The following is a 23,010-nucleotide window of genomic DNA, read 5'->3' on the forward strand; positions in this document are numbered from 1 at the left end:
TAATGCCGATAACGTTATTTATCGGCATTAAACCAGGTGAAAATTGGTTAGCAAATATCTTTGTCGTGGATCACTTGATATGCTGGTTGCTTAAGCCCAGCATAACTGCAGGTTTGCTGACACTGAGATTTTTGACAACCAATGCGATTTTGGCAACTCCAAAGACACAATTGCCACAGGGTTTGTTTACTGCTTTTATCTAAACAATGTAAATCTGCGGCACATAAATGCCCTGCTCTTATCAGCTGAGCCACTTTATGACTGTCGATAGCTACATTTATTTTGGCCATGTTACCTTCCCATTCAAAACTGATATGAGATCAATAATACATTGTTGAGAATGATTATCAATTAGGTTTTGTTTATGACCAGCCTTTTTGTGCGCTAGCACTCGTTTGTTGGGTCTGCCCTATCTTAGGCTCATAAGATTAGCTGATAGAAAAGTTGAGCTTAATCCAATCATGTAAGTTAGCACTACAATGTCCTTAATTAACGATAGGTGAACACGATGCCCTGCCCGTCGACACTCAAAGGCCAATATTTATTCGGGGCTGTCGGCTAAAAAGTCGTACGTTAGCGTTCGTGTTTGCCCTTGATAATCAAATGAAACAAATGCACGCCAAACCATGTAATTACTGCTGCATGATCCATAAATCAGTGTGCCTTGTGCTTGATTGTTCGCCGTTGAGGATAATGCAACCGGTATGATGCCCATAAACATATCTCGGCCTTCTACCCTCATCGCAATATTAGTGATCGCTTGTGAAAAGTTAAGCGTAATATTAAGTGGTTTTTCACTTGGTGTACGAACCGGATCTATCATCAAGCCGACGGTTAAATCGGCAACTTTTTGGTAACATTGGCCGGCTGAAAATTGACATAAGCTGGGGTCTTTTTCAAATGTGGTTTGTTGACTGTTTTTTGTATTGTCACATGCTATTAAAAAGATTGAAGAAATTACTAAAATGAATATTTTGGTTATTTTGTGCACAATAATTAACCTTTACCCTGTTGTTGATAACATTATCTTGCAGACCTTGATCTAGATCAACTTTGATGCATGTTGCGAAGTATCTTTTTTGACTCAGCTCAAGTATCATTAGTCCGCCTCGTGATAGAGAGCATAAAAACGAGGTAACACCTTGACAAACTGTTGTAAAAATAGCCTTTATGGTTGGTTTTGTAACCATTTGTCAACTTAACTGGTAAAGCTCGCTTTACTAAATATTAAAAGTATAAGTAATAAGCCGTGGAAGCATTATGATGAACCATTCCCAGTCTACAGGCGCTGATTACAATTACACTATTGTCCGTCAATTCGCACTCACCACAGTACTGTGGGGAATCGTTGGTATGGCAGTGGGTGTATTGATTGCGGCTCAGTTAATCTGGCCACAACTGAACTTTGAAACTCCGTGGTTAACGTTTAGTCGTTTACGACCTTTACATACCAATGCGGTGATTTTCGCGTTCGGAACATCAGCTCTTTTCGCTACATCCTACTATGTTGTGCAACGCACTTGTCAAATCCGTCTATTTGCGCCTAAATTGGCCGCATTTACGTTTTGGGGTTGGCAAGCAGTTATTATTGCAGCTGCAATCACTTTACCAATGGGTTACACCCAGGGCAAAGAATATGCAGAATTAGAATGGCCTATTGATATCGCAATTGCGGTGATTTGGGTCAGTTATGCAATTGTCTTCTTTGGCACAATCGCTAAAAGAACTACCTCACATATTTATGTGGCTAACTGGTTCTTTGGTGCCTTTATTATCACTGTTGCTGTACTGCACATTGTTAACTCAATGGCTGTACCTGTAAGCTTATTTAAGTCTTACTCACTGTACTCCGGTGCCGTGGATGCGATGGTTCAGTGGTGGTATGGTCACAATGCTGTAGGCTTCTTACTTACCGCTGGTTTCTTAGGGATGATGTATTACTTTGTACCTAAGCAAGCTGGTCGTCCTGTTTATTCTTATCGTTTATCGATTGTTCACTTTTGGGCATTGATTGCGCTGTATATTTGGGCCGGTCCTCACCACTTACATTACACTGCCCTTCCTGACTGGACTCAGTCTTTAGGTATGGTGATGTCATTAATCCTATTCGCACCTTCATGGGGCGGTATGATTAACGGTATTATGACCCTCTCTGGTGCTTGGCATAAGCTACGTACTGACCCAGTATTGCGTTTCTTAGTTGTTTCATTGTCTTTCTATGGTATGTCTACCTTCGAAGGCCCAATGATGGCAATCAAAACGGTAAACGCGTTATCTCATTACACTGACTGGACCGTTGGTCACGTTCACTCTGGCGCGCTAGGCTGGGTTGCAATGGTCTCTATTGGTTCGTTATATCACCTTGTACCTGTGCTTTTTGGCCATGGTCGTATGTTTAGCACTTCGCTAGTTAACGTACACTTCTGGTTAGCCACTATTGGTACTGTGTTGTATATCGTAAGTATGTGGATTTCTGGTGTTATGCAAGGTCTTATGTGGCGTGCAGTAAACTCTGACGGTACCTTAACGTACAGCTTTGTTGAGAGTTTAGAAGCATCTTACCCATTCTACTTTGTACGCTTTCTTGGTGGTTGTTTCTTCTTAACCGGTATGTTGATTATGGCTTATAACGTGCTTCGCACTGTGAAAGCGCCTAAAGATTCATTACCTGCGTTAGCAGAAGCTTAAGGAGCAGATTCGATGAAATTTAATCATGAATTAATTGAAAAGAATGTGGGCCTGCTAGCCATTTTCACCGTAATCGCTATTAGTTTTGGTGGTTTGGTGCAAATTACTCCGCTAATTTTCCAAAAAGACACTACTGAAGCCGTTGAAGGTTTGATCCCTTACACTGCACTGCAGATTGAAGGTCGTGACATTTATGTTCGTGAAGGTTGTTACAACTGTCACAGCCAAATGATCCGTCCTTTACGTGCTGAAACTGAACGTTACGGTCACTATTCTGTAGCGGGCGAATCAGTTTGGGACCACCCTTTCCAATGGGGTTCTAAGCGTACAGGGCCAGATCTTGCTCGTGTTGGTGGTCGTTATAGTGATAAATGGCATGAAGTGCATTTAATCAATCCACGTGATGTGGTACCACAATCAAACATGCCTGCTTTCCCATGGTTAGCTGAAAACACGCTAGACGGCAAATTGACTGGTGACAAGATGTCTATCCTACGTAACCTTCATAAAGGTGGTTACAAAGGTGGCGACTTATACACCGACGAAGAAATTGCTGGCGCTCAAAAAGCGGTTGAAGGCAAAACTGAATTACAAGCACTAATCGCGTATTTGCAATCTTTGGGTCATGCACTCAAGTAGGAGCAATGATGGATTACGGTACTTTTCAAGGCATTTTAACCATTATAGTAATGGTGACGTTTGTTGGAATTTTTTACTGGGCATACAGTAAGCACAGCAAGTCTAAATTTGACGAAGCGGCTAACTTAGTATTTTCAGAAGAAGAACTGGCAAAAATGTCTAAAGACTCGGGAGATCAGAAGTAATGATTATGAGTAACTTCTGGAGCATTTGGATTTCTGTACTGACTATTGTGGTCATTGTTGGTTGTTTTATTCTTCTTAAAGTGGTGAACAAAAATTACACCGGTGTTGAAGAAGGTAAATCAATGGGCCACGAGTTCGATGGTATTGAAGAACTTAACAACCCACTGCCAAAGTGGTGGGCTTACATGTTCTACCTAACCATCGTGTTTGGTGTGATCTATTTAGCTCTTTATCCAGGCCTAGGTAACTACAAAGGTCTGTTTGGTTGGACAAGCTCTAACCAAAGCATTGGTACTGAAAAAGGCCTAAAAGCCGACTCAGCTGCAGCATTAGAAGCGGCAAAAGCAGAAAATCGTTTATCTCAGTATGACCGCGAAGTGGCTCATGCTGACGAAAAATACGGTCCAATTTTTGCCGCGTATTTAGCAACTCCTTTAGAAGAGTTAGTTAAAGATGAAGAAGCATTGAAAGTGGGTGGCCGTTTGTTTTTACAAAACTGCGCTCAATGTCATGGTTCTGATGCACGTGGCTCAAAGGGCTTCCCTAACTTGACTGACAGTGATTGGTTATATGGTGGCGATTTAGCCACGATTAAAACCACATTGATGAATGGTCGCAACGGTATGATGCCGCCTAAAGGTGGTTTACCTATCGAAGACAGTGAGATTAAAGGTCTTGCTGAATATGTGATCAAACTGTCTGGTGGCGAGCACGACGAAGCCTTAGCTGCACAAGGTCAAGGTTCATTTATGAAAGGTTGTTTTGCGTGTCATGGTATGGACGCAAAAGGTAACAAGTTCATGGGTGCACCAAACTTAACTGACAATGTGTGGTTATATGGTGGCAGCCGCGGCAGCATTGAAGAGTCAATCATCAATGGCCGTGCCGGTGTTATGCCAGCATGGAAAGACATTCTTGGTGAAGAGAAAGTTCATGTAATTGCAGCTTATGTTTATAGCTTATCAAACAAATAGTTAGCAATACCTAATAAAAGGCCTCGAGTTTATCGAGGCCTTTTTTTTAAGTGATTATTAAGCACTAACGCGCTAAAATAGCGCAGTAATTTTTAGCGAATATTTAGGATGTATCATGTCTACTCAACTCCCTTGGTATAAACAGTTTTGGCCATGGTTTTTAATCGTTTTACCAATGTGTGCCGTTGTTGCCAGTATCACCACATTAAAAATTGCTTTAGACAATTCTGACTCCTTGGTGGCTGAAGAATATTATAAAGAAGGCAAAGGCATTAATATGGACTTGCGTAAGATAAAATACGCACAGCAAATTGGCATGAAGTTTTTGGTTAAAGTGTCAGATCAAGAATTACAAATAACACAACAAGGTGGGCCTGAATACCGCGCAGCACTTAATGTGCAATTTTATCACCCAACCATAGAAGAAAGAGACTTTAGTCTGAATGCTACGGCCGATGCAAGTTATGTGTATCGTGTACCATTGTCTGAAGCCATTAAAGGCCCCTGGGAAGTACGTATAGAAGGATTTGATGGCAAATGGCGTGTTCAACAACGCATTGATATTAAAGATGATGTTGAATATTGGCTAAATTAATCTATGACATCTTGCTTTCATTGTAATGAACTTGTCGTTACTGGCGACCAATTTACCACGACAATTAACGGGCATGCACAACCCATGTGTTGCCCTGGTTGTCAGGCGGTTTCACAAGCTATTATTGATGCTGGATTAACCAGTTATTACCAGTTCAGAAGCGAACCCGGTAATCGTCAAACTGCGCTGGTGCCTGAGCAATTAACTCAATACAGTGCTTATGATCTCCCTGAAGTGCAACAGGATTTTGTTCATAAACAAGGTAACGTGGACACCACTTCGTTATCGATTGACGGCATAACATGCGCCGCTTGTGCCTGGCTGATTGAACACAAATTAAAACCTGTTCAAGGTATTGATAAAGTGCTGGTTAACTCAACCACGCAGCGGGCTTTGGTGAGCTGGAACAATGACACCATTAAACTGAGTGAAATTTTACAATTAATTAGCCAAATTGGTTATCAAGCCGCGCCCTATCAAGTCGATGAGCAAGAAAAACAATCAAAAGCCGATAGCCGTAAATTTTTATTACGCCTTGGCTTAGCGGGCTTTGCTACTATGCAAGTGATGATGTTTGCCCTTGCTTTATATACTGGCTATTTTACCGAGTTAGACATTGAGTTTAGAGATTACTTTCGCTGGGTAAGTTTAATTTTTGCAGCCCCTGTGGTGCTGTATTCTGCACAGCCATTTTACTTTAGTGCCATGCGAAGCTTACTGAGCGGCAAACTTAACATGGATGTGTCTGTCTCAATTGCCATTGGCGGCGCGTTCATCGCCAGTTGCGTTGCCACAATTCAAGGTAACGGAGAAGTGTATTTTGAATCCGTGTCGATGTTTACTTTCTTTTTATTGCTTGGCCGATACTTTGAACAAACCGCCAGGCAAAAAGCCTCTGTCAGCTCAAGCAATTTACATAAGTTAATCCCATTAACGGCTCACCTGCTAAAAGATGGCCAAGTGACAGAAATCGCCGCAAAACAATTACGCATAAACGATATTATTTTGGTTAAACCTGGTGAGGTTATTGCTGCCGATGCGGTTGTTGTGTCTGGTAAATCCAGTATTAATGAGGCCATGTTAACAGGCGAGCAAATGCCTATTACCAAACAAATACACGATAATGTGTATGCCGGCACGATTAATGTTGAGCAGCCATTACAGGCTAAAGTAACCGCCTTAGGCCAAGATCAGCTTGTTGCTGAGATTATTCGTTTACAAGAATTAGCATCTAATAACAAACCCACCATTGCGTTAGTGGCAGATAGATTAGCCAGGTATTTTTCGGCTACCATTTTATCGATTGCGCTTGTGACTTACATTGTTTGGTCTTTTATATCGCCTGAAGATGCTTTTTGGGTGACTTTATCGGTACTAGTGGCAACCTGCCCTTGTGCCCTCGCCTTAGCAACCCCAACCGCAGTTACCTGTGCAACTGCAATATTTACCAAGTTGGGTATTATCACACGTAAGGCTGGTGTATTTGAAAAATTAACCCAAATTGATCATGTGGTATTTGATAAAACGGGCACGTTAACTTGTGGTCATTTGACTATCGGTGACATCAACATTGAACAACCCTATTCACAACAACAAGTATTAGCTATTGCAGCGGCCATTGAACAAGGCTCGTTACACCCGATAGCTCAAGCATTTAAACCGTTTTTTGATAACCGCTATGTTGTCACCGATATTCAACATCATGTTGGCCAGGGGATTGAGGGCATAATTGATCGCCAAAAGGTAAAAGTGGGGAAGCTTTCGTTTGTGTTACCTGAGCATAGCGAGCCTTCTCGTCAGCACCATTCTCAACACATTTATATGTCGATTGATAATAAGCTCGTTGCACAAATAGAAATGCTAGATCAAGTTAGATTAGATGTTAAAGATACTATTGCTAAGCTGTCTGGTGCAAATATCGGCTTAAGCATTGCCAGTGGTGACAGCTCTGGCCATGTTGAATATTTAGCTCAAAAACTTGGCATCAAGGATGTACATTCTGGCTTATCGCCTCAAGGCAAGTTATCGCTTATCAATCGATTACAGCAAGCCAAAAAGGTTGCCATGTTTGGTGATGGCATTAATGATGCCCCGGTACTGGCCGGCGCAAATCTCTCTGTTGCGATGGGGAGCGGCAGTGCAATTGCTAAAAACAGTGCAGATTTAATCTTACTTGGCGATCACTTGTCTCGGTTTAACGATGCAATTAGTGTGGCTAAACAGGCCCAAAATATAATTCATCAAAATTTATTATGGGCTTTTGCTTATAACGTTATTATTTTGCCTCTTGCTGTAACCGGACATGTTGCCCCTTATATTGCAGCAATTGGTATGTCTGTTAGCTCACTCATTGTTGTGAGTAACAGTTTAAGGCTACTTAGGATAAAACTATGAGTATCATTTATGTGCTAATCCCTATTGCTATGTTGTTTGTACTCATTGCCGTTGCCATCTTTTTTTGGGCGGTAAAATCTGAGCAATTTGACGACTTAGACAGGCAAAGTGTGTCAATTTTATTTGATGAAGAAGCCAAACCGTCAGTAACGGATAGTCAAACAGAAACAAAATCAGAGCAGCAATTGTGATTGAATACAATATAGGTGGTGCCTTTATTGTCGGGTTAATGGGTGCGGCACATTGTTTTGGTATGTGCGGTGGGTTAATCGGTGCTTTTTCTGCCAATATTCCAGACAACAAGCAAAATAAGCTAGCCAATCAATTACGATTTTTAATCAGCTATAATTTAGGCAGAATTAGCAGCTATACACTTGCTGGTATATTTGTTGGAGGCAGTGCCTCTGCACTTGGACAATTGTTTGACGCCGATGTTTACCTGCTTTGTTTACGCATTTTTGCCGGTGTAATGATGATATTAACAGGCTTATATATTGCTCAAATATGGTTTGGAATTGTCCATATTGAAAAAGTAGGTAAAGTGTTATGGCGTTATTTACAACCATTAACGCGCAAATTATTGCCCATTCAACATCCTTATCAGGCATTACTTGCTGGCATGGTTTGGGGCTGGTTACCTTGCGGGCTGGTTTATAGCACACTAACCTGGTCTGTTGCCTCTGGCAGCGCACTGCAAGGGGGTCTGATCATGTTAGCTTTTGGTCTTGGTACCATTCCAGCTTTATTTGCAGCGGGTTTGGCAGCCAAAACGCTTGCGCATTGGGTCCAAAAACGTGCTGTTAGGCTATTTAGCGGACTCCTTTTAGTGTTGTTTGGTTTACAGACACTGTTTATTGCGGTGGATCAGCTAAACTAGTTTGTAAAGTTAAATTGGTTTAACATGGTAATGTTTACATAAATTGAGAATGGGTATGACTTCAGAACTAACAAAAGCGCGTCGTCCTTCAAACAGTGGTTGTGCCATTCATTGCCACGATTGCAGTATGGAAGCGTTATGTATTCCTTTTACCTTGAACAATGATGAGCTAGATAAACTTGATAACATCATAGAGCGCAAAAAACCCATTCAAAAAGGCGATCTTATTTTTAAGTCTGGTGATGGCCTTAAATCCCTCTACGCCATTCGCTCAGGTACTATTAAGAGTTATACCATTACCGAACAGGGTGATGAACAAATTACTGGCTTTCATCTTGCTGGTGATGTTATCGGATTTGACGGTATACATGCACAGCAACACCAGAGTTTTGCCCAAGCATTAGAAACCTCAATGGTGTGTGAAATCCCTTTTGACACTCTCGATACTCTCGCCGGTACTATGCCCAAACTGCGTCAACAAATTATGCGCTTAATGAGCAGCGAAATCATGACAGATCAAGAAATGATCCTTTTACTGTCTAAGAAAAATGCTGAAGAACGCCTGGCTGCTTTTATCAATAATTTAGCCAAACGATTTGGTAATCGTGGGTTTTCATCTAAAGAATTTAGATTAACGATGACACGCGGTGATATCGGCAATTATTTAGGACTAACCGTAGAAACCATTAGTCGCTTATTGGGGCGTTTTCAAAAAGCGGGCTTAATTGAAGTGAATGGAAAGTACATCAGTATTGTTGACCATGTTGAACTTGCAAAATTGGCAGGCAATGCGCAGATAGCAACTTAAAATGAATTTGTATGATCTACTTCAAGGTTTATTAATTAGTAAAGGGTAATACTTAAAGCTATTAATATATAAACAAAAAATCAACAGCTTTGGAGGTTTTATGAAGGAATATAAAAAGATTTTAGTGGTGATAAACCCTACAACAGATCATCAACCCGCTCTAGCTCGTGCTGTAGAACTTGCCAGTAAAAGTAATGCTACCATCACCGCATTTTTATCTATTTTTGATTTTTCATATGAAATGACCTCTATTTTATCTAGCCAGGAGCGTGAGGCGATGCGCCAAGGCGTGATAGATCAACGCGTAGCCTGGTTAGAAAGTGCCATTAGCGGTTATAACAGTAAAAAATTAACGATTAATACCGAAGTGGTTTGGCACAATCGCCCTTTTGAAAGTGTGATTAATTACGCCATGAAAGGTGATTATAATCTGATTGTAAAAAGCACTCATCAACACGACAAACTCAAAGCGGTTATTTTTACACCAACTGACTGGCACTTAATGCGCAAATCGCCTGTGCCAGTATTGATGGTAAAAGAACATGACTGGCCTGTTGCGGGTAAAATTGTTTGTGCGGTCAATGTGGTGTCAGAAGATGAAGATCACCAAAACCTTAACGGTAAAATCATTAATCATGCACTTGATTTAGCCAAAAAATTCTCGGCAAGTGTGCATCTGGTTAACGGCTACCCTGGAACACCTGTTAATTTAGCCATCGAACTACCCGATTTTGACGCCAACATTTATAACAATACTGTCAGGATGCAACACGAACAGCGTGTTCAATATCTTGCTCAAGCCTATAACATCCCACTTGAGAATTGCCATGTTGAAGAAGGCCTACCTGAAGATGTTATCCCTGAACTGGCTACTAAATTAGACGCTGAACTTGTCGTTTTAGGTACCGTCGGTAGAACTGGGTTTTCTGCAGCATTAATCGGTAATACTGCTGAACACGTTATCGACAGCATTAATTGTGACTTATTAGCGATTAAACCCGATGGTTATAAATCACCTTTAGAAGATTAGTCGATTAAGAGTAAGCTAAAACCTTTACCCTGCCCTCGATTACTGGAATAATACGCGCCCTGAAACACTTGGTTACTGGGCGCATTTTTATGTCTGAAGTTGAAGTCGATACAATCGCAAAAAAAAATATTACTCGTATGAATAAACTGCAAAAGCGTTTACGTCGTGAAGTCGGCTCGGCGATTGCAGATTACAATATGATCGAAGATGGCGATCGTGTTATGTGCTGTTTATCTGGCGGTAAAGACAGTTACACCATGCTCGATATTTTGTTAAATCTTCAACAACGTGCCCCGATTAAGTTTGAAATTGTTGCGGTAAATCTAGATCAAAAACAACCTGGGTTTCCTGAGCATATCCTTCCGGCCTACCTTGATAAAATTGGCGTGCCTTATCATATTCTTGAAAAAGACACTTATTCTATTGTTAAAGAGAAAGTGCCTGAAGGCAAAACAACGTGTGCTTTGTGTTCTCGTTTACGTCGCGGAACATTATATGGTTTTGCACAACACATTGGCGCAACCAAAATTGCATTAGGCCACCATCGTGATGACATCATCGAAACCCTATTTTTGAACATGTTTTACGGCGGTAAACTCAAAGCAATGCCGCCAAAGCTATTGTCGGATGACGGCGCCAATATGGTTATTCGTCCATTAGCCTACTGCCGTGAAAAAGACATTGAAGCGTATTCAACGCTTAAACAGTTTCCGATTATTCCGTGTAATTTATGTGGTTCACAGGAAAACTTAAAGCGCGCAGAAATCAAAAACATGTTGCAGCTGTGGGATAAGCAATCGCCAGGGCGTTTAGAAACGATTTTTACAGCCATGCAAAACACCGCTCCATCGCAAGGTGTTGATCGCGAGCAGTTTGATTTTGTGTCACTTAAACGTGATCCCAACGCAGAAAACAAAGGTGACGTAGCGGATGCTGATTTACCTGCATTTGATTTTGTAGATGTTAGTAACAATGGCCACATTAATTTAGATATTAGTAATCGAATAGATATCGTGGCAACGTTTAAACCATAATCTTATACCTATCAGGGATAAACAAAAATCGCTTAGAATATGGCAGAAATCGCAGCTAGCGAGTTGTTCTACCGTCAAAATGTCTAACGACGATATAAGCGATTTAGAAGCGATGTTAACCAATAAGAATGGTCACATTTTTGTGCTGATTGGTGTTAGTACAGTGATGAAAAGGCGTTGATAATATCAACGCCTTTTTGTTTTACTGATATGTGGGCGTTTCATCTTTGATTATTTTCATCAACAAAGATGAGCGCCCTAATGTGGTTAAAATAAGGATTAATCGCTATTGATTAACCAAAGGGCTCACAACAATAGGTTGTTGGCTAAATGAAATGTGTTTTAGCCTATTGATTTGCTGCGCATTGAGCGTAAATTTTTGTGACGATGCTTGTACCTCACCATCAATAACGATCTCAGTATCTGATGAGAGAAATTCAAATGTAATGCCATCAATAGGTTTACGAAAATATTTCATCGGGAAACCTTGTAAGCCATCTAATAAACGATCCATATCGGCATTAAGTGCTAATAACTCAGCCTGGGTATATTGCTGCTGAGTATTACTGGCTCTAACTTGCATAGCAATAGCACATTGACTCGAGTCGCCTGCAACATCGATGTTGACCAACGCCCTGTCTGATTTTAATTGCGCATCATAAGGGATAAACAATCTTTGTTGACGTGTGTAAGTTAATGGAAAGGTTTGGTTTTCAGTTGTTATATTACCGGATTTTATCGTGCAATCAGTTGTAATGGGCACACTAAAGGCTAATTCAACCAACGGATAATTTTTCTTATTGACTTGCTTTAATCGATCGTAAAAACCAACATACTCTAACGACACTGTGTCAGCAAAACTGGTTGTGGTAATAAAAAGAGTTGAACATAAAATGAATCCAGTTCGTAGCGAACGGTTAAGCATTGGCTTGGTTTCCTGTTAACAAAGATTTGTTGTGTTTAAGCATTTCGAGCAACTCATCAATATAGTCTTCTCTTCGCTCTGAATAATTAATCAGTCCAAAAACGAGCTTTTCTGCTGTCGGTTTAATTTTTTGTGCGCGAAGATCGGCCCGCATTGCTCGAAATAAACGATACGCGTGGTTAGTATTTAAATTAACCATGTACGCAATGATAGAATCTTTAGGCGAATTAAATACAGCAACTTCATGATTTTTATTTTCGTCTCTTGCAGACGGCACAATGCCACAACCTTTAGTGAAACACCACTGGCCAAAAAAGTTAAACCCTTTTTTAGCAAAACGAGAACTGCCCCATCCACTTTCATTAGCAGCTTGAATCAATACCATCTCAACAGGAATGGTATCGATGCGTCTGAGTAAAGGAGATAACGACGCAGGGGTAAACATGTCTATATCGTACTGATATTTTTCTACAATAGACTGTAAGCGTTCATTGTCAGCTTTATTTAAACCAATACCTTTATCTAACTGCTCAATCATCGACACAACAAATTGACGCTCATGAATAATGATTTGGTTTTGCGCTTCGATGGCTGGACGTAAATAATCAAAAAATGTTTGTTTCTTGGTGGTTATATCATCTATGTTTGAAAAATCAGGCATTTTGCCCAAATCGATATTGTGCAAATGGCCTAAGGTCATTCGTTTTAAAGGGATACTCGTTGATGGAATAACAAATACTCTGATAGCTAACAGTGCGATGACAGCTAATCCTAACGCAAATGTGATTTGACCAACATGACCTATCTTCAAACGTACCTACCTTAAAATAAAATCGTTATAGCTCAAATAGTATAACCGCTAAAGTATTCTGATCCATTAATGTGATTTACCAATGAACGTAGCAATCGTTATCATATATTACCCAGGCAAAAGCTTAAAATTAATTACACTTTAATGTCATTAAAGGAGTAAAATCATAGGATTGTTATGTTGGTTGTTATTTTTATCATTTCAATTTACCTATTGAGCATTGCTGGGATAATTTTTAGAGTTAAAAACGCTTTAGCCGACATTTTCAGGCCTCGTTTTTACCATTTTCACGTCGTTATCGACTGTTTATGTAGGATAACATTACAGTATAAACGACGTTATTGGATCAATCAGTGCCTCATTCAACATGTTAAGGAAGTATCACAACATTATGTTGAATCATCAACTTATAAATACAAAGCATGTCGTCGCTATTGGTGGCGGGCATGGTTTAGGCCGAATTCTTGCTGCACTCTCTTTTTTAGGCCCGCGATTAACCGGCATTGTCGCAACAACAGATAACGGTGGCTCTACTGGGCGCTTAAGACAAGATCAACAAACCATTGCATGGGGAGATTTGCGTAATTGTTTGTCGCATTTAAGCCACCGCCCTTCACTCGGTGCAATGTTATTTGATCATCGCTTTACCGGCACTAATGAGCTGGCTGGGCATAATTTAGGCAACCTTGTGTTACACGCACTTGATCAGCTTTGCGTACGGCCGCTTGAGGCGGTTAATTTAATTCGTGGCATTTTAAACATTGAAACCAATATTATCCCGATGTCTGAAGCATCAACACATCTCGTTGCCCTCAGTCATTGTGGTGCCAAAGTCTTTGGTGAGTTAAATGTAGACAGCATGAAAGAGGCACCTATTGCGCTGTCACTCGAACCTCAAGTACAGGCAACCAATGAAGCATGTGCAGCTATAGAACAAGCTGAATTGATTATATTAGGGCCTGGGAGTTTTTTAACCAGCGTGATCCCGCCTTTATTGTTGCCTGAAATCGCAGCCAGTATTCGCCACTCAAATGCGCATGTGATACTCATTGATAATTTAACCGCTGAATATTCACCAGCAAGCACATTCAGCATAGAAGATAAGATTGTGTGGTTAAATCAATTGATTGGTAAAGAAGCCATTATTGATGTGATACAGGATAACAGTGCAGCAAATATAACCAGTCAGTACTGTACAAACGTACGATTTAACCAATTTAACTTAGTTAGTCATCATCACTCGGGCTTGCACGATAAACAATCATTAGCAGAAGCGATTGAACAGGTACATCTACACTACCAAACGCAATTACAACCTCAAGTTTAATCTAATACCATTAATCAGGTTAAATAAGTGTTCAAAGATTGCGTAAGAAAAATCGCTTAGCATAGGCAGAAATTACAGCGAGTGAGTTGTTCTACCTTAAAATTCTAACAAGCTTATAAGCGATGTTAATGAGTAAGAATGATCACATTCTGGTGCTGATTGGTACAATCGTTTAAATAATAATAAAGGCTGCAAATGCAGCCTTTAGTCCGGTATAAAGCCTGCGTATTATAATACTTGCGCGATAGCTTTACACACTGCTGGCATATTGTTTTTGGTTAAACCAGCCACACTTATACGGCCAGAACCCACAATATAAATGGCAAATTCATCTTTTAAACGTGCCACTTGTTGTTTATTTAAGCCTGAAAAACTAAACATACCATTTTGACGTGAAATAAAGCTAAAGTCTTGTTCTACACCTTCCGCTTTTAAACTTTCAACAAAAAGCGTACGCATTTCTGCGATACGTTGGCGCATCTCAGTTAATTCACCTTCCCAGAGTTGACGCAATTCTGGATTAGATAAAATGGTACTCACAATTAAACCGCCATGTGCTGGAGGGTTTGAGTAATTTGCACGGATGGTTTTTTTGATTTGGCTAAAGCTGTTAGTTGCTGTGTTTTCATCTTCTGCTACAACGGTAACTGCACCTATACGTTCATTGTATAAACCAAAGTTTTTAGAAAATGAATTAGCGATTAATAACTCTGGCAGCACGGCTGCAACAGCACGAAGACCTTGTGCATCTTCTTCAATGCCCACACCAAAACCTTGGTAAGCAAAATCAAATAACGGCAACAATTGTTTATCTAAACAAAGTTGTGCCACCTGGCTCCACTGTGCCAATGATAAATCAATACCGGTAGGGTTATGGCAACAGCCATGTAGTAACACAACATCGCCAGGCTGCGCAGTGGCAAGATCGGCTAGCATGGCATCGAAATCCATATCATGAGTTTCGGCTTTATAGTAACGGTATTCTTTAACCACTAGTCCAGCTGTTTCAAAAATATTTTGATGATTTGCCCAAGTAGGATTGCTTACCCAAATGGTAGTAGATTGAGTGTTACGAACTAAGAACTCAGCAGCAACACGTAATGCGCCTGTACCACCTGGAGCTTGTGCAGTTGCGGCACGTTTATCACTGATGATCTTGCTGTCTTGTCCAAATAATAAACCTTGAACAACCTGGTTATATGCTTGAACACCTTCAATACCAAGATAATTTTTGGTCGATTCTGTTTCAAGTAAGATTGCTTCTGCTTTTTTTACAGATTTTAGTACAGGTGTTTGTCCTGCCTCATCTTTATAAATACCGACACCTAAATTGACTTTATGTGCACGAGTATCAGCTTTAAAAGCGTCAGTTAAGCCTAAAATGGGGTCTGCTGGAGCTAGCGTTACTTCAGAAAAGATCATACAACTATCCTAAGTGGTGGGTGATACAAATTTTGCTTAGTTATACCATTGTATCAACAAACTGAGTAGTGAGTTTTTTGATTGTTGCGACAAAATGAGCTTTTCGTATTGTTATACCCAATCAACACAAAAATGTGATCATTCTTACTGCTTAGCATTGCTTATAGTTTCGTTAGAAATGTTGAAGATAAGACAACTCGCTTACTGCAATTCATGCCTATGCTAAGCAATTTTTCTACTCACTATTTATCCAGATTACAATTAGCAATATTGATTGAATTTGAGGCATAAAAAAAGGAACCCTAAGGTTCCTTTTTCCAAAACATTTCACTAATTACTTAGTTAATGCTTCTTTTGCTTTTTCAACTAAAGTTGCAAATACAACTTTGTCAAATACAGCGATGTCAGCCAAAATCTTACGATCGATTTCGATAGACGCCTTTTTCAGACCGTTGATGAAACGGCTGTAAGACAGACCATTTTGACGTGAAGCCGCATTAATACGTGCAATCCATAATTGACGGAATTGACGTTTTTTCTGACGACGGTCACGGTAAGCATATTGACCAGCTTTAGTTACTGCTTGAACAGCAACACGGTAAGTACGGCTACGAGCGCCATAATAACCTTTAGCTAGTTTAAGTACTTTTTTGTGACGAGCACGAGCGGTTACACCACGCTTAACTCTAGGCATTTGTTATCTCTCCTTTAATTAAGCGTATGGTAGTTGACGTGCAATTGCTGGCACATCAGACTTAGCGACTAAACATTTAGCACGTAAGTGACGCTTACGCTTAGTGCTCTTCTTGGTCAAAATGTGACGTAAGTGTGCTTGTTTGCGTTTGAAACCATTAGCGGTTTTCTTAAAACGCTTTTGTACACCCTTGTCTGTTTTCATTTTAGGCATTTCTAAAACTCCGCATTGGGACGTTAATAAACGTAAGGCGAGCAAAAGCCTCAAGAGACTTTTGCTACTTTAGGTTGCCCTACTATTTCTTTTTAGGTGCTAGCACCATAATTGCTTGACGACCTTCCATTTTAGGGAAAGATTCGACAACCGCATACTCTTCCAAATCAGCCTTGATACGGTTCAAAAGATCCATACCTAGGTTTTGGTGTGCCATTTCGCGACCACGGAAACGCAGCGTAATTTTCGCTTTGTCCCCATCTTCTAGAAAACGAATCAGGTTGCGTAGTTTTACCTGATAGTCGTTTTCATCAGTGCCTGGACGGAATTTAATTTCCTTAACCTGGACCTGTTTCTGCTTCTTTTTTTGTTCCTTTTGAGCTTTCGCTTTATCAAAAAGGAACTTACCGTAGTCCATTATGCGACAGACAGGAGGCTCAGCATTCGGGCTGATCTCTACGAGATCAACGCCTGCTTCATCTGCAATACTCTGAGCTTCTTTAATGCTAACGATACCAATTGATTCACCTTCTAAATCCGATAAACGGACTTCAGGAACACCAGTGATTTCTTCATTGATTCTATTAGGGGCTGGCTGTCGCCCTGCTGTTCTTTTGATCTTTATGACCTATTCCTCCAACAATTTGAGACTACGGAGCGAAATTTGTTGACGTATTTTAGAGGCAAAATCTTCTAATTTTAACTTGCCTAAATCAATACCGTCACGTGTACGCACCGCGACTTCCTTATTTTCCATTTCTTGATCACCAACGACCAACAAATAAGGCACACGTCTTAGTGTGTGTTCGCGTATTTTAAAGCCTATTTTCTCATTCCTCAAGTCAAAAGATGCTCGAATACCCTGTTCTTTGAAGAATTTAACGATTTCTTCAACATAATCAGCTTGTTTATCGGTAATATTCATTACAACAACTTGCATTGGAGCAAGCCACGTTGGGAATTTACCTGCGTATTCTTCTATCAAGATACCTAAGAAGCGCTCTAACGAACCTAAAATAGCACGATGGATCATTACCGGCGTTTGGCGACTGTTGTCTTCAGCAACATAAGTTGCACCTAAACGAGTCGGTAATGCGTAATCGAGCTGTACTGTACCACATTGCCATGCACGATCTAAACAATCATGTAAGGTAAATTCGATTTTTGGGCCATAAAACGCACCTTCGCCTGGTAATATCTCAAATTCGATATTATTTGCGGCTAAAGCTTGTTTCAGTGCTTCTTCTGCACGGTCCCACATTGCGTCATCACCGATACGCTTTTCTGGGCGTGTCGATAATTTAACAACAATGTTTTCGAAACCAAATGTAGCGTAAGTATCATATACCATTTGGATACATGCACTCACTTCTTGTTGAACTTGATCGTCGGTACAGAATATATGCGCGTCATCTTGGGTAAAACCACGTACTCGCATTAAACCGTGTAAAGAACCTGATGGTTCGTTACGGTGACAACATCCAAACTCTGCCATACGTAATGGCAAATCACGGTAAGATTTTAACCCTTGGTTAAAGATCTGTACGTGGCCTGGGCAGTTCATTGGCTTAATTGCATATTCGCGGCTTTCACTGTTTGTCGTGAACATGGCTTCTGAATATTTGTCCCAATGGCCAGAACGCTCCCATAAAGAACGGTCCATCATTAATGGGCCTTTCACTTCTTGGTAAGTGTATTGACCTAATTTTTGACGAATAAACTTTTCAAGCTCTAGGAATATGCTCCAACCATCGTTATGCCAAAACACCATTCCTGGTGCCTCTTCTTGCATGTGGTATAAGTCTAACTGTTTACCAATTTTACGGTGGTCACGCTTTGCGGCTTCTTCTAGGCGAACTAAGTGAGTTTTTAGGGCTTTTTTGTCTGCCCATGCCGTGCCGTAAATACGCTGCAACATTTTGTTTTCAGAGTTACCGCGCCAGTATGCACCTGCGATACTCATTAACTTGAAATTTTGACAAAAACGCATGTTAGGTACATGTGGGCCGCGACACATATCAATGTATTCTTCGTGGTGATATAGCGCAGGCGTGGCATCTTTGCTGATATTTTCATCTAAGATTGCCATTTTATATTCTTCGCCACGTTGTGCGAATGTGTCACGCGCTTCTTGCCAAGAAACCACTTTTTTAACGACGTCATAGTTAGTTTTGGCTAAATCTAACATGCGTTTTTCAAGCGCTTCGATATCTTCTTGAGTTAGTTTGTGATCTAAATCGATATCGTAATAAAAACCGTTGTCGATAACAGGGCCAATCGCCATTTTAGTTTCAGGCCACATTTGCTTGATAGCATGACCCAATAAATGCGCACAAGAATGGCGAAGGATTTCAACACCCTCTTCGTCTTTAGCCGTAATGATAGCTAACTCTGAATCTGCTGTAATTAGGTCTGTTGCATCTTTAAGCTCACCGTTAACACGGCCAGCAATACAAGCTTTTGCTAAGCCAGGACCGATATCGAGTGCAACATCAAGAGTTGATACAGGATTGGCAAACTCACGTTTGCTGCCATCAGGCAATGTAATAATAGGCATGAAATGTCCTTGTCCAGTGGTGACCCGCACGTAGGGCCACATGGTAATTAAGTATGTTCTTTTGGAACGAGAGACACGTTAATGAAATCAAGACAGTACAGGAGTCTTAGTTACCCAAAAACGTAGGTCGATATTCTATGTGATAAGCGCTTTGTGGCGCAACCATGTAAGGCTTAATATCGATAATATTTAGGCCAGGTTGCAAATATCCTTACACTCAAATTTCGATATTTTTATTATTTTTAATATACAAGCGCTTATGTCAGATTTCGCTATTTAGATATTGTTAACATTAACTGGCCATCCACTTTGATGATAAAATAACATCCCATAACATTTTGTATTAAAATAAATAAATTAACATAACACCCGTAGTGATAATTTTAGAATCAAAATAATTCAACGATATAAAATCAGTACTATGGTTGAGCCAGAATAATAAAATCCCACTATAATCATTATATCGACAACAGTGGGAGGCTTTACGATGAGATTATTATCACGCGCAATTTGTTGCCCGCATTGCGGTCATCATCAACATATCACGATAGATGCAAGTGCAGGCGATCAAGAGTATTACGATGATTGCCGCATTTGCTGTAACCCTATTCATATACGTATGCACTTAGATGACAACCGGCGTATGATAGAGTTACATGTTGATTCAGATGATGAACAAATATACTGAGTGTTAGCGCATTTCCTGCAGCTAGCCACGTTTTACTCAACTGACGTGGCTACTGTGACATAGGTGATAGTAGTAACTTAACTATTAACAAGCTGCTTTTTAGCCAAAATACGCTCTACAGTATCGACTATGACTTGTGTCTGGCTGTCTATTTCAATATTGATATCATCGCCGACCTGATAATCGCTTAAGTTAGTTAATTTCAGTGTTTCAGGAATTAAGTGCAACATAAACCCGCTATCACTCACCTGTCCTACGGTTAAACTACAGCCATTAATACCAATAAACCCCTTGTAAAAAATGTAGTGCATCCATTTCGGATCTATTTCTAGTTCAATATTATAGTGTTCTGCCGTATTGCTAACAGATTTTACCTTTGCCTGAGTATGTATATGCCCAGACAAAATATGCCCACCGATTTCAGTACCAAACGTCAGCGAACGTTCAATATTAACTCTATCGCCAACAGCGGTTTTACCTAAATTTGTCAGCTGTAATGTTTCTTCCATTACATCAAAGAAAACCTTATCATTTAATATCTTGGTTACAGTAAGACAAACGCCATTATTGGCTACACTTGCACCTGTTACTAATCCCTTTGTTAATTCTGGTGTCATTGCGACTTCAAAGGTTTTTAGGCCTGCAGCTTTATAAATTGATACCACTTCACAAGTGGCTTGAACTATACCAGTAAACATATTTCTCTCGTTCCGTAATAGGCTTTTTGATGAATAATACAGGTTTTCAAATTCAGCGCTTAATTAAATTAGCGCTTCCGGTTCTTATTGCCCAGGTCACCCAAACAATGATGGGGTTTATCGACACAGTTATGGCGGGGCGTGTCAGTGCCGTTGATATGGCCGCTGTGGCAGTTGGCACTAGTCTCTGGTTACCTGCGATATTATTTGTACAGGGATTGTTAATGTCTTTTACACCTGTGTTTTCGCAGCACCATGGCGCAAATAACCAAAAAATCATCCCATCGCTTATTTTTCAAGCTGGATATATTGCCATAATTGGTGCTATTGGCGTGATGATCTTTCTCGCATCTTCAACCTATTTACTCGATTTGATGAATTTAGAACCACAGTTACACGCATTAACGGTAGGTTATATCGACGCGATCTTGTGGGGAGCGCCTGCATTTGTGATTTACCAGGTGTTAAGGGGCTGTAGTGAAGGCATTTCTTATACGATGCCACCAATGATGATAGGTTTTATTGGACTTGCCGTAAACATTCCTGCCAACTACATCTTTATATACGGTGGATTTGGGATCCCTGCCATGGGTGGTGCCGGCTGTGGTGTTGCAACGGCATTAGTTTTTTGGGCAATGTTAGCTGCAATGGTTATCTACATGCTTGTGGATAAAACATTTAAAGAACTTGCTCCTTTTAAACACTTCTATCGTCCGCATTTAGCCAACATGTGGTCAATGACTAAACTTGGAATGCCAATCGCAATGGCCTTGTTTTTTGAAGTCAGTTTATTTGCTGTTATCGCATTATTTCTGGCGCCATTAGGCTCTAATGTCGTGGCGAGTCATCAAATAGCCCTTAATTTTTCATCTATTGTATTTATGCTGCCTTTGTCTATCGGTATCGCAGTGTCAATTCGTATTGGCTACTATCTTGGTCGAAACCAACCTGAAATTGCAGCATTGGTAGCCAGAGTGGGCTTAGGGTTATCACTTATGTTGGCGGTATGTACTGCGTTTTTAACCGTTATGTTTAGGCATGAAATCGCCCTGCTATATAACGACAATCCTGAAGTTGTTGCATTAGCAGGTAGTTTAATGATGCTGGCAGCCTTTTATCAAATATCAGACTCGGTACAGGTGGTTGCTGCAGGCGCCCTGCGTGGTTATAAAGATACCCGTAGTGCTTTTTACATCACGTTATTTTCTTATTGGTGTGTTGGCATGACAACCGGGTATGTTTTAGGTTACACCGATTTTATTGTACACCCAATTGGGGCACATGGTTTTTGGATAGGGTTAATTGCAGGCTTAACCGTTGCTGCTATTTTGTTTGCTGCTCGGCTAAAGTACATCCAAAAGAAAGGATTTGAGTTTCAACAAATTGGATAAATTGATTAAGAATTTAACGTTTTTGTACTGACGATTGCTTAACCTTGAATCAAGTTGCACAGCAAATCACCATTTAGTCATAAAAATGTTTTTTTTACTTGCAAGCAACCGCCTATCCCACTTAAGATAGCGACCGCTTTAAAGCAAAACATAATTGGTGTTTTGCTTTAAACAATACACCCGTAGCTCAGTTGGTAAAAAAGAGTAGCACTACCTACTCATTTGAAAAGCTGTGTTAGGTGTCGGTATTCTCGATGTAGAAAGCAGTCCACTCGGGTGTACCACTCTTCTGACAGAGTTTAAACAGTCAAATTCAAACAATACACCCGTAGCTCAGTTGGTTAGAGCACTACCTTGACATGGTAGGGGTCGGTGGTTCGAGTCCACTCGGGTGTACCACTCTTTTCAAAGAGTCTAAACATTGAAATTCAAACAATACACCCGTAGCTCAGCTGGTTAGAGCACTACCTTGACATGGTAGGGGTCGGTGGTTCGAGTCCACTCGGGTGTACCATTTCTTAATGTAATTCAATATTTTACCTCTTTTAAAATCACTTAGCTCTGTGCCTTAAGAAACTTTTTTGTGCCTAAATTTTTAATTTATCAAATATATTTAAACACCCCTACTCCTGTTATCCGCGTGGTGATGCTTTAATCACGTAATTAAAATTTGTTACTTTAACCTCAAAAAATTGCGTTTTTATGATTTTGCGCCAATTTCGTGCCAAACAAGTTGGCACAAGAGGATTTTTGACATTTTTAAGCTGACCACAAGCTTAAATGGCACTAAAGCTGATTGTTTGGCCAGTGACGTGGTTTAATTGATACGACTAACCCAGTTAAGACATAATTGATTTATCTGGAGATTAAAATGAAAACACGTAAAACCTATTCAAAAGAATTCAAACTTGATGCTATCGCATTAGTTAGAGGGCAAAATTACAGTATTGCTGAAGCTGCTAGAAATTTAGAAGTAACACCTCAGCTTCTTGGCCGATGGATAAAAGAAGCAGAAAATGATGATGGCCATGCTTTTAGAGGTAACGGCAAGTTAACGCCT

Annotated in this window: 24 protein-coding genes, 3 tRNA genes and 2 pseudogenes; 19 read left to right on the forward strand and 10 right to left on the reverse strand. The window is 40.3% G+C overall.

The annotated features are described in order from the left end of the window. Positions 1-47: 47 nt before the first annotated feature. Together IEW93_RS16000 and IEW93_RS16005 are read right to left on the reverse strand one after the other, a co-directional pair. On the reverse strand, positions 48-290 hold the full coding sequence (locus tag IEW93_RS16000; protein ID WP_188740299.1) for a hypothetical protein: 243 nt from the start codon (positions 288-290) through the stop codon (positions 48-50). A gap of 251 nt (positions 291-541) precedes the next feature. After that, the gene (locus tag IEW93_RS16005) at positions 542-991 is read right to left on the reverse strand and encodes a hypothetical protein (protein ID WP_188740300.1); all 450 of its coding nucleotides are present in this window, start codon (positions 989-991) and stop codon (positions 542-544) included. Positions 992-1,260: 269 nt separating this feature from the next. Between IEW93_RS16005 and ccoN the strand changes: the two genes are divergently transcribed. The 11 genes from ccoN to ttcA all read left to right on the forward strand — a co-directional run bounded on the left by ccoN (position 1,261) and on the right by ttcA (position 11,224). Beyond that, complete coding sequence (ccoN, locus tag IEW93_RS16010; protein ID WP_188740301.1) at positions 1,261-2,688, forward strand: cytochrome-c oxidase, cbb3-type subunit I; 1,428 nt, start codon at positions 1,261-1,263, stop codon at positions 2,686-2,688. Between the two features lie 12 nt (positions 2,689-2,700). Next, positions 2,701-3,327: a cytochrome-c oxidase, cbb3-type subunit II gene (gene ccoO, locus IEW93_RS16015; RefSeq protein WP_188740302.1), complete on the forward strand. Its 627-nt coding sequence runs from the start codon at positions 2,701-2,703 to the stop codon at positions 3,325-3,327. A gap of 8 nt (positions 3,328-3,335) precedes the next feature. Continuing rightward, the gene (locus tag IEW93_RS16020) at positions 3,336-3,512 is read left to right on the forward strand and encodes a cbb3-type cytochrome oxidase subunit 3 (RefSeq protein WP_188740320.1); all 177 of its coding nucleotides are present in this window, start codon (positions 3,336-3,338) and stop codon (positions 3,510-3,512) included. A 5-nt stretch (positions 3,513-3,517) separates the two neighbouring features. Further along, entirely contained in the window at positions 3,518-4,486 is a 969-nt protein-coding gene (ccoP, locus tag IEW93_RS16025) for a cytochrome-c oxidase, cbb3-type subunit III (protein WP_188740303.1), read from the forward strand. A 115-nt stretch (positions 4,487-4,601) separates the two neighbouring features. Continuing rightward, complete coding sequence (locus IEW93_RS16030) at positions 4,602-5,081, forward strand: FixH family protein (RefSeq protein WP_188740304.1); 480 nt, start codon at positions 4,602-4,604, stop codon at positions 5,079-5,081. A 3-nt stretch (positions 5,082-5,084) separates the two neighbouring features. Then, positions 5,085-7,475: a heavy metal translocating P-type ATPase gene (locus IEW93_RS16035; protein WP_188740305.1), complete on the forward strand. Its 2,391-nt coding sequence runs from the start codon at positions 5,085-5,087 to the stop codon at positions 7,473-7,475. Then, the gene (gene ccoS, locus IEW93_RS16040; RefSeq protein ID WP_188740306.1) at positions 7,472-7,666 is read left to right on the forward strand and encodes a cbb3-type cytochrome oxidase assembly protein CcoS; all 195 of its coding nucleotides are present in this window, start codon (positions 7,472-7,474) and stop codon (positions 7,664-7,666) included. Before IEW93_RS16035 ends, ccoS begins: the two co-directional genes overlap by 4 nt. After that, complete coding sequence (locus IEW93_RS16045) at positions 7,663-8,352, forward strand: sulfite exporter TauE/SafE family protein (RefSeq protein ID WP_188740307.1); 690 nt, start codon at positions 7,663-7,665, stop codon at positions 8,350-8,352. Before ccoS ends, IEW93_RS16045 begins: the two co-directional genes overlap by 4 nt. A gap of 55 nt (positions 8,353-8,407) precedes the next feature. Continuing rightward, a complete protein-coding gene (etrA, locus tag IEW93_RS16050) occupies positions 8,408-9,160 on the forward strand; it encodes an electron transport transcriptional regulator EtrA (RefSeq protein ID WP_188740308.1) in 753 nt (250 codons plus the stop codon). 100 nt (positions 9,161-9,260) lie between these two features. After that, positions 9,261-10,190, forward strand: coding sequence for a universal stress protein UspE (gene uspE, locus IEW93_RS16055; RefSeq protein ID WP_188740309.1), 930 nt, complete (start codon positions 9,261-9,263; stop codon positions 10,188-10,190). An 89-nt stretch (positions 10,191-10,279) separates the two neighbouring features. After that, a complete protein-coding gene (gene ttcA, locus IEW93_RS16060) occupies positions 10,280-11,224 on the forward strand; it encodes a tRNA 2-thiocytidine(32) synthetase TtcA (RefSeq protein ID WP_188740310.1) in 945 nt (314 codons plus the stop codon). A gap of 286 nt (positions 11,225-11,510) precedes the next feature. On the opposite strand, the gene IEW93_RS16065 is transcribed toward ttcA, so the two are convergent. Further along, positions 11,511-12,149: a DUF2987 domain-containing protein gene (locus IEW93_RS16065; RefSeq protein WP_188740311.1), complete on the reverse strand. Its 639-nt coding sequence runs from the start codon at positions 12,147-12,149 to the stop codon at positions 11,511-11,513. Beyond that, complete coding sequence (locus IEW93_RS16070; RefSeq protein WP_188740312.1) at positions 12,142-12,960, reverse strand: glucosaminidase domain-containing protein; 819 nt, start codon at positions 12,958-12,960, stop codon at positions 12,142-12,144. Before IEW93_RS16070 ends, IEW93_RS16065 begins: the two co-directional genes overlap by 8 nt. Before the next feature lie 394 nt (positions 12,961-13,354). Here IEW93_RS16070 and yvcK point away from each other — a divergent pair, with 394 nt between their 5' ends. Together yvcK and IEW93_RS22375 are read left to right on the forward strand one after the other, a co-directional pair. Further along, positions 13,355-14,287 (forward strand): uridine diphosphate-N-acetylglucosamine-binding protein YvcK, encoded by a 933-nt coding sequence (gene yvcK / locus IEW93_RS16075; RefSeq protein ID WP_188740321.1) that lies wholly within the window; start codon positions 13,355-13,357, stop codon positions 14,285-14,287. A gap of 214 nt (positions 14,288-14,501) precedes the next feature. Then, positions 14,502-14,552: pseudogene (locus IEW93_RS22375) on the forward strand (hypothetical protein); the annotation flags it as partial. Here IEW93_RS22375 and IEW93_RS16080 read toward each other — a convergent pair. The 5 genes and pseudogenes from IEW93_RS16080 to thrS form a co-directional block, all read right to left on the reverse strand. Further along, positions 14,531-15,709: pseudogene (locus tag IEW93_RS16080) on the reverse strand (amino acid aminotransferase); the annotation flags it as partial. The pseudogenes IEW93_RS22375 and IEW93_RS16080 sit on opposite strands and share 22 nt — an antisense overlap. A 334-nt stretch (positions 15,710-16,043) precedes the next feature. Continuing rightward, positions 16,044-16,403, reverse strand: coding sequence for a 50S ribosomal protein L20 (gene rplT, locus IEW93_RS16085; RefSeq protein WP_011637486.1), 360 nt, complete (start codon positions 16,401-16,403; stop codon positions 16,044-16,046). A gap of 18 nt (positions 16,404-16,421) precedes the next feature. Next, the gene (gene rpmI / locus IEW93_RS16090; protein WP_011865828.1) at positions 16,422-16,616 is read right to left on the reverse strand and encodes a 50S ribosomal protein L35; all 195 of its coding nucleotides are present in this window, start codon (positions 16,614-16,616) and stop codon (positions 16,422-16,424) included. Positions 16,617-16,698: 82 nt separating this feature from the next. Continuing rightward, entirely contained in the window at positions 16,699-17,241 is a 543-nt protein-coding gene (infC, locus tag IEW93_RS16095) for a translation initiation factor IF-3 (RefSeq protein ID WP_248957923.1), read from the reverse strand. Positions 17,242-17,244: 3 nt separating this feature from the next. After that, the gene (thrS, locus tag IEW93_RS16100) at positions 17,245-19,173 is read right to left on the reverse strand and encodes a threonine--tRNA ligase (RefSeq protein WP_188740314.1); all 1,929 of its coding nucleotides are present in this window, start codon (positions 19,171-19,173) and stop codon (positions 17,245-17,247) included. 487 nt (positions 19,174-19,660) lie between these two features. Here thrS and IEW93_RS16105 point away from each other — a divergent pair, with 487 nt between their 5' ends. Then, on the forward strand, positions 19,661-19,861 hold the full coding sequence (locus IEW93_RS16105; RefSeq protein WP_188740315.1) for a CPXCG motif-containing cysteine-rich protein: 201 nt from the start codon (positions 19,661-19,663) through the stop codon (positions 19,859-19,861). A gap of 77 nt (positions 19,862-19,938) precedes the next feature. Here IEW93_RS16105 and IEW93_RS16110 read toward each other — a convergent pair whose 3' ends face one another. After that, the gene (locus tag IEW93_RS16110) at positions 19,939-20,559 is read right to left on the reverse strand and encodes a riboflavin synthase subunit alpha (protein ID WP_188740316.1); all 621 of its coding nucleotides are present in this window, start codon (positions 20,557-20,559) and stop codon (positions 19,939-19,941) included. A 29-nt stretch (positions 20,560-20,588) separates the two neighbouring features. Here IEW93_RS16110 and IEW93_RS16115 point away from each other — a divergent pair, with 29 nt between their 5' ends. The 5 genes from IEW93_RS16115 to IEW93_RS16135 form a co-directional block, all read left to right on the forward strand. Beyond that, positions 20,589-21,950, forward strand: coding sequence for an MATE family efflux transporter (locus IEW93_RS16115; protein ID WP_188740317.1), 1,362 nt, complete (start codon positions 20,589-20,591; stop codon positions 21,948-21,950). A 176-nt stretch (positions 21,951-22,126) separates the two neighbouring features. Beyond that, positions 22,127-22,234 (forward strand) — tRNA-OTHER (locus tag IEW93_RS16120). 38 nt (positions 22,235-22,272) lie between these two features. Next, a tRNA-Val gene (locus tag IEW93_RS16125) sits at positions 22,273-22,349 on the forward strand. A gap of 38 nt (positions 22,350-22,387) precedes the next feature. Continuing rightward, positions 22,388-22,464, forward strand: a tRNA-Val gene (locus tag IEW93_RS16130). 357 nt (positions 22,465-22,821) lie between these two features. Further along, positions 22,822-23,010, forward strand: a 189-nt coding sequence (locus IEW93_RS16135; RefSeq protein WP_188740318.1) for a transposase, incomplete at its 3' end; no start/stop codon positions are given.

This window comes from Shewanella inventionis, assembly GCF_014641855.1.
Classification (GTDB): Bacteria; Pseudomonadota; Gammaproteobacteria; order Enterobacterales; family Shewanellaceae; genus Shewanella; species Shewanella inventionis.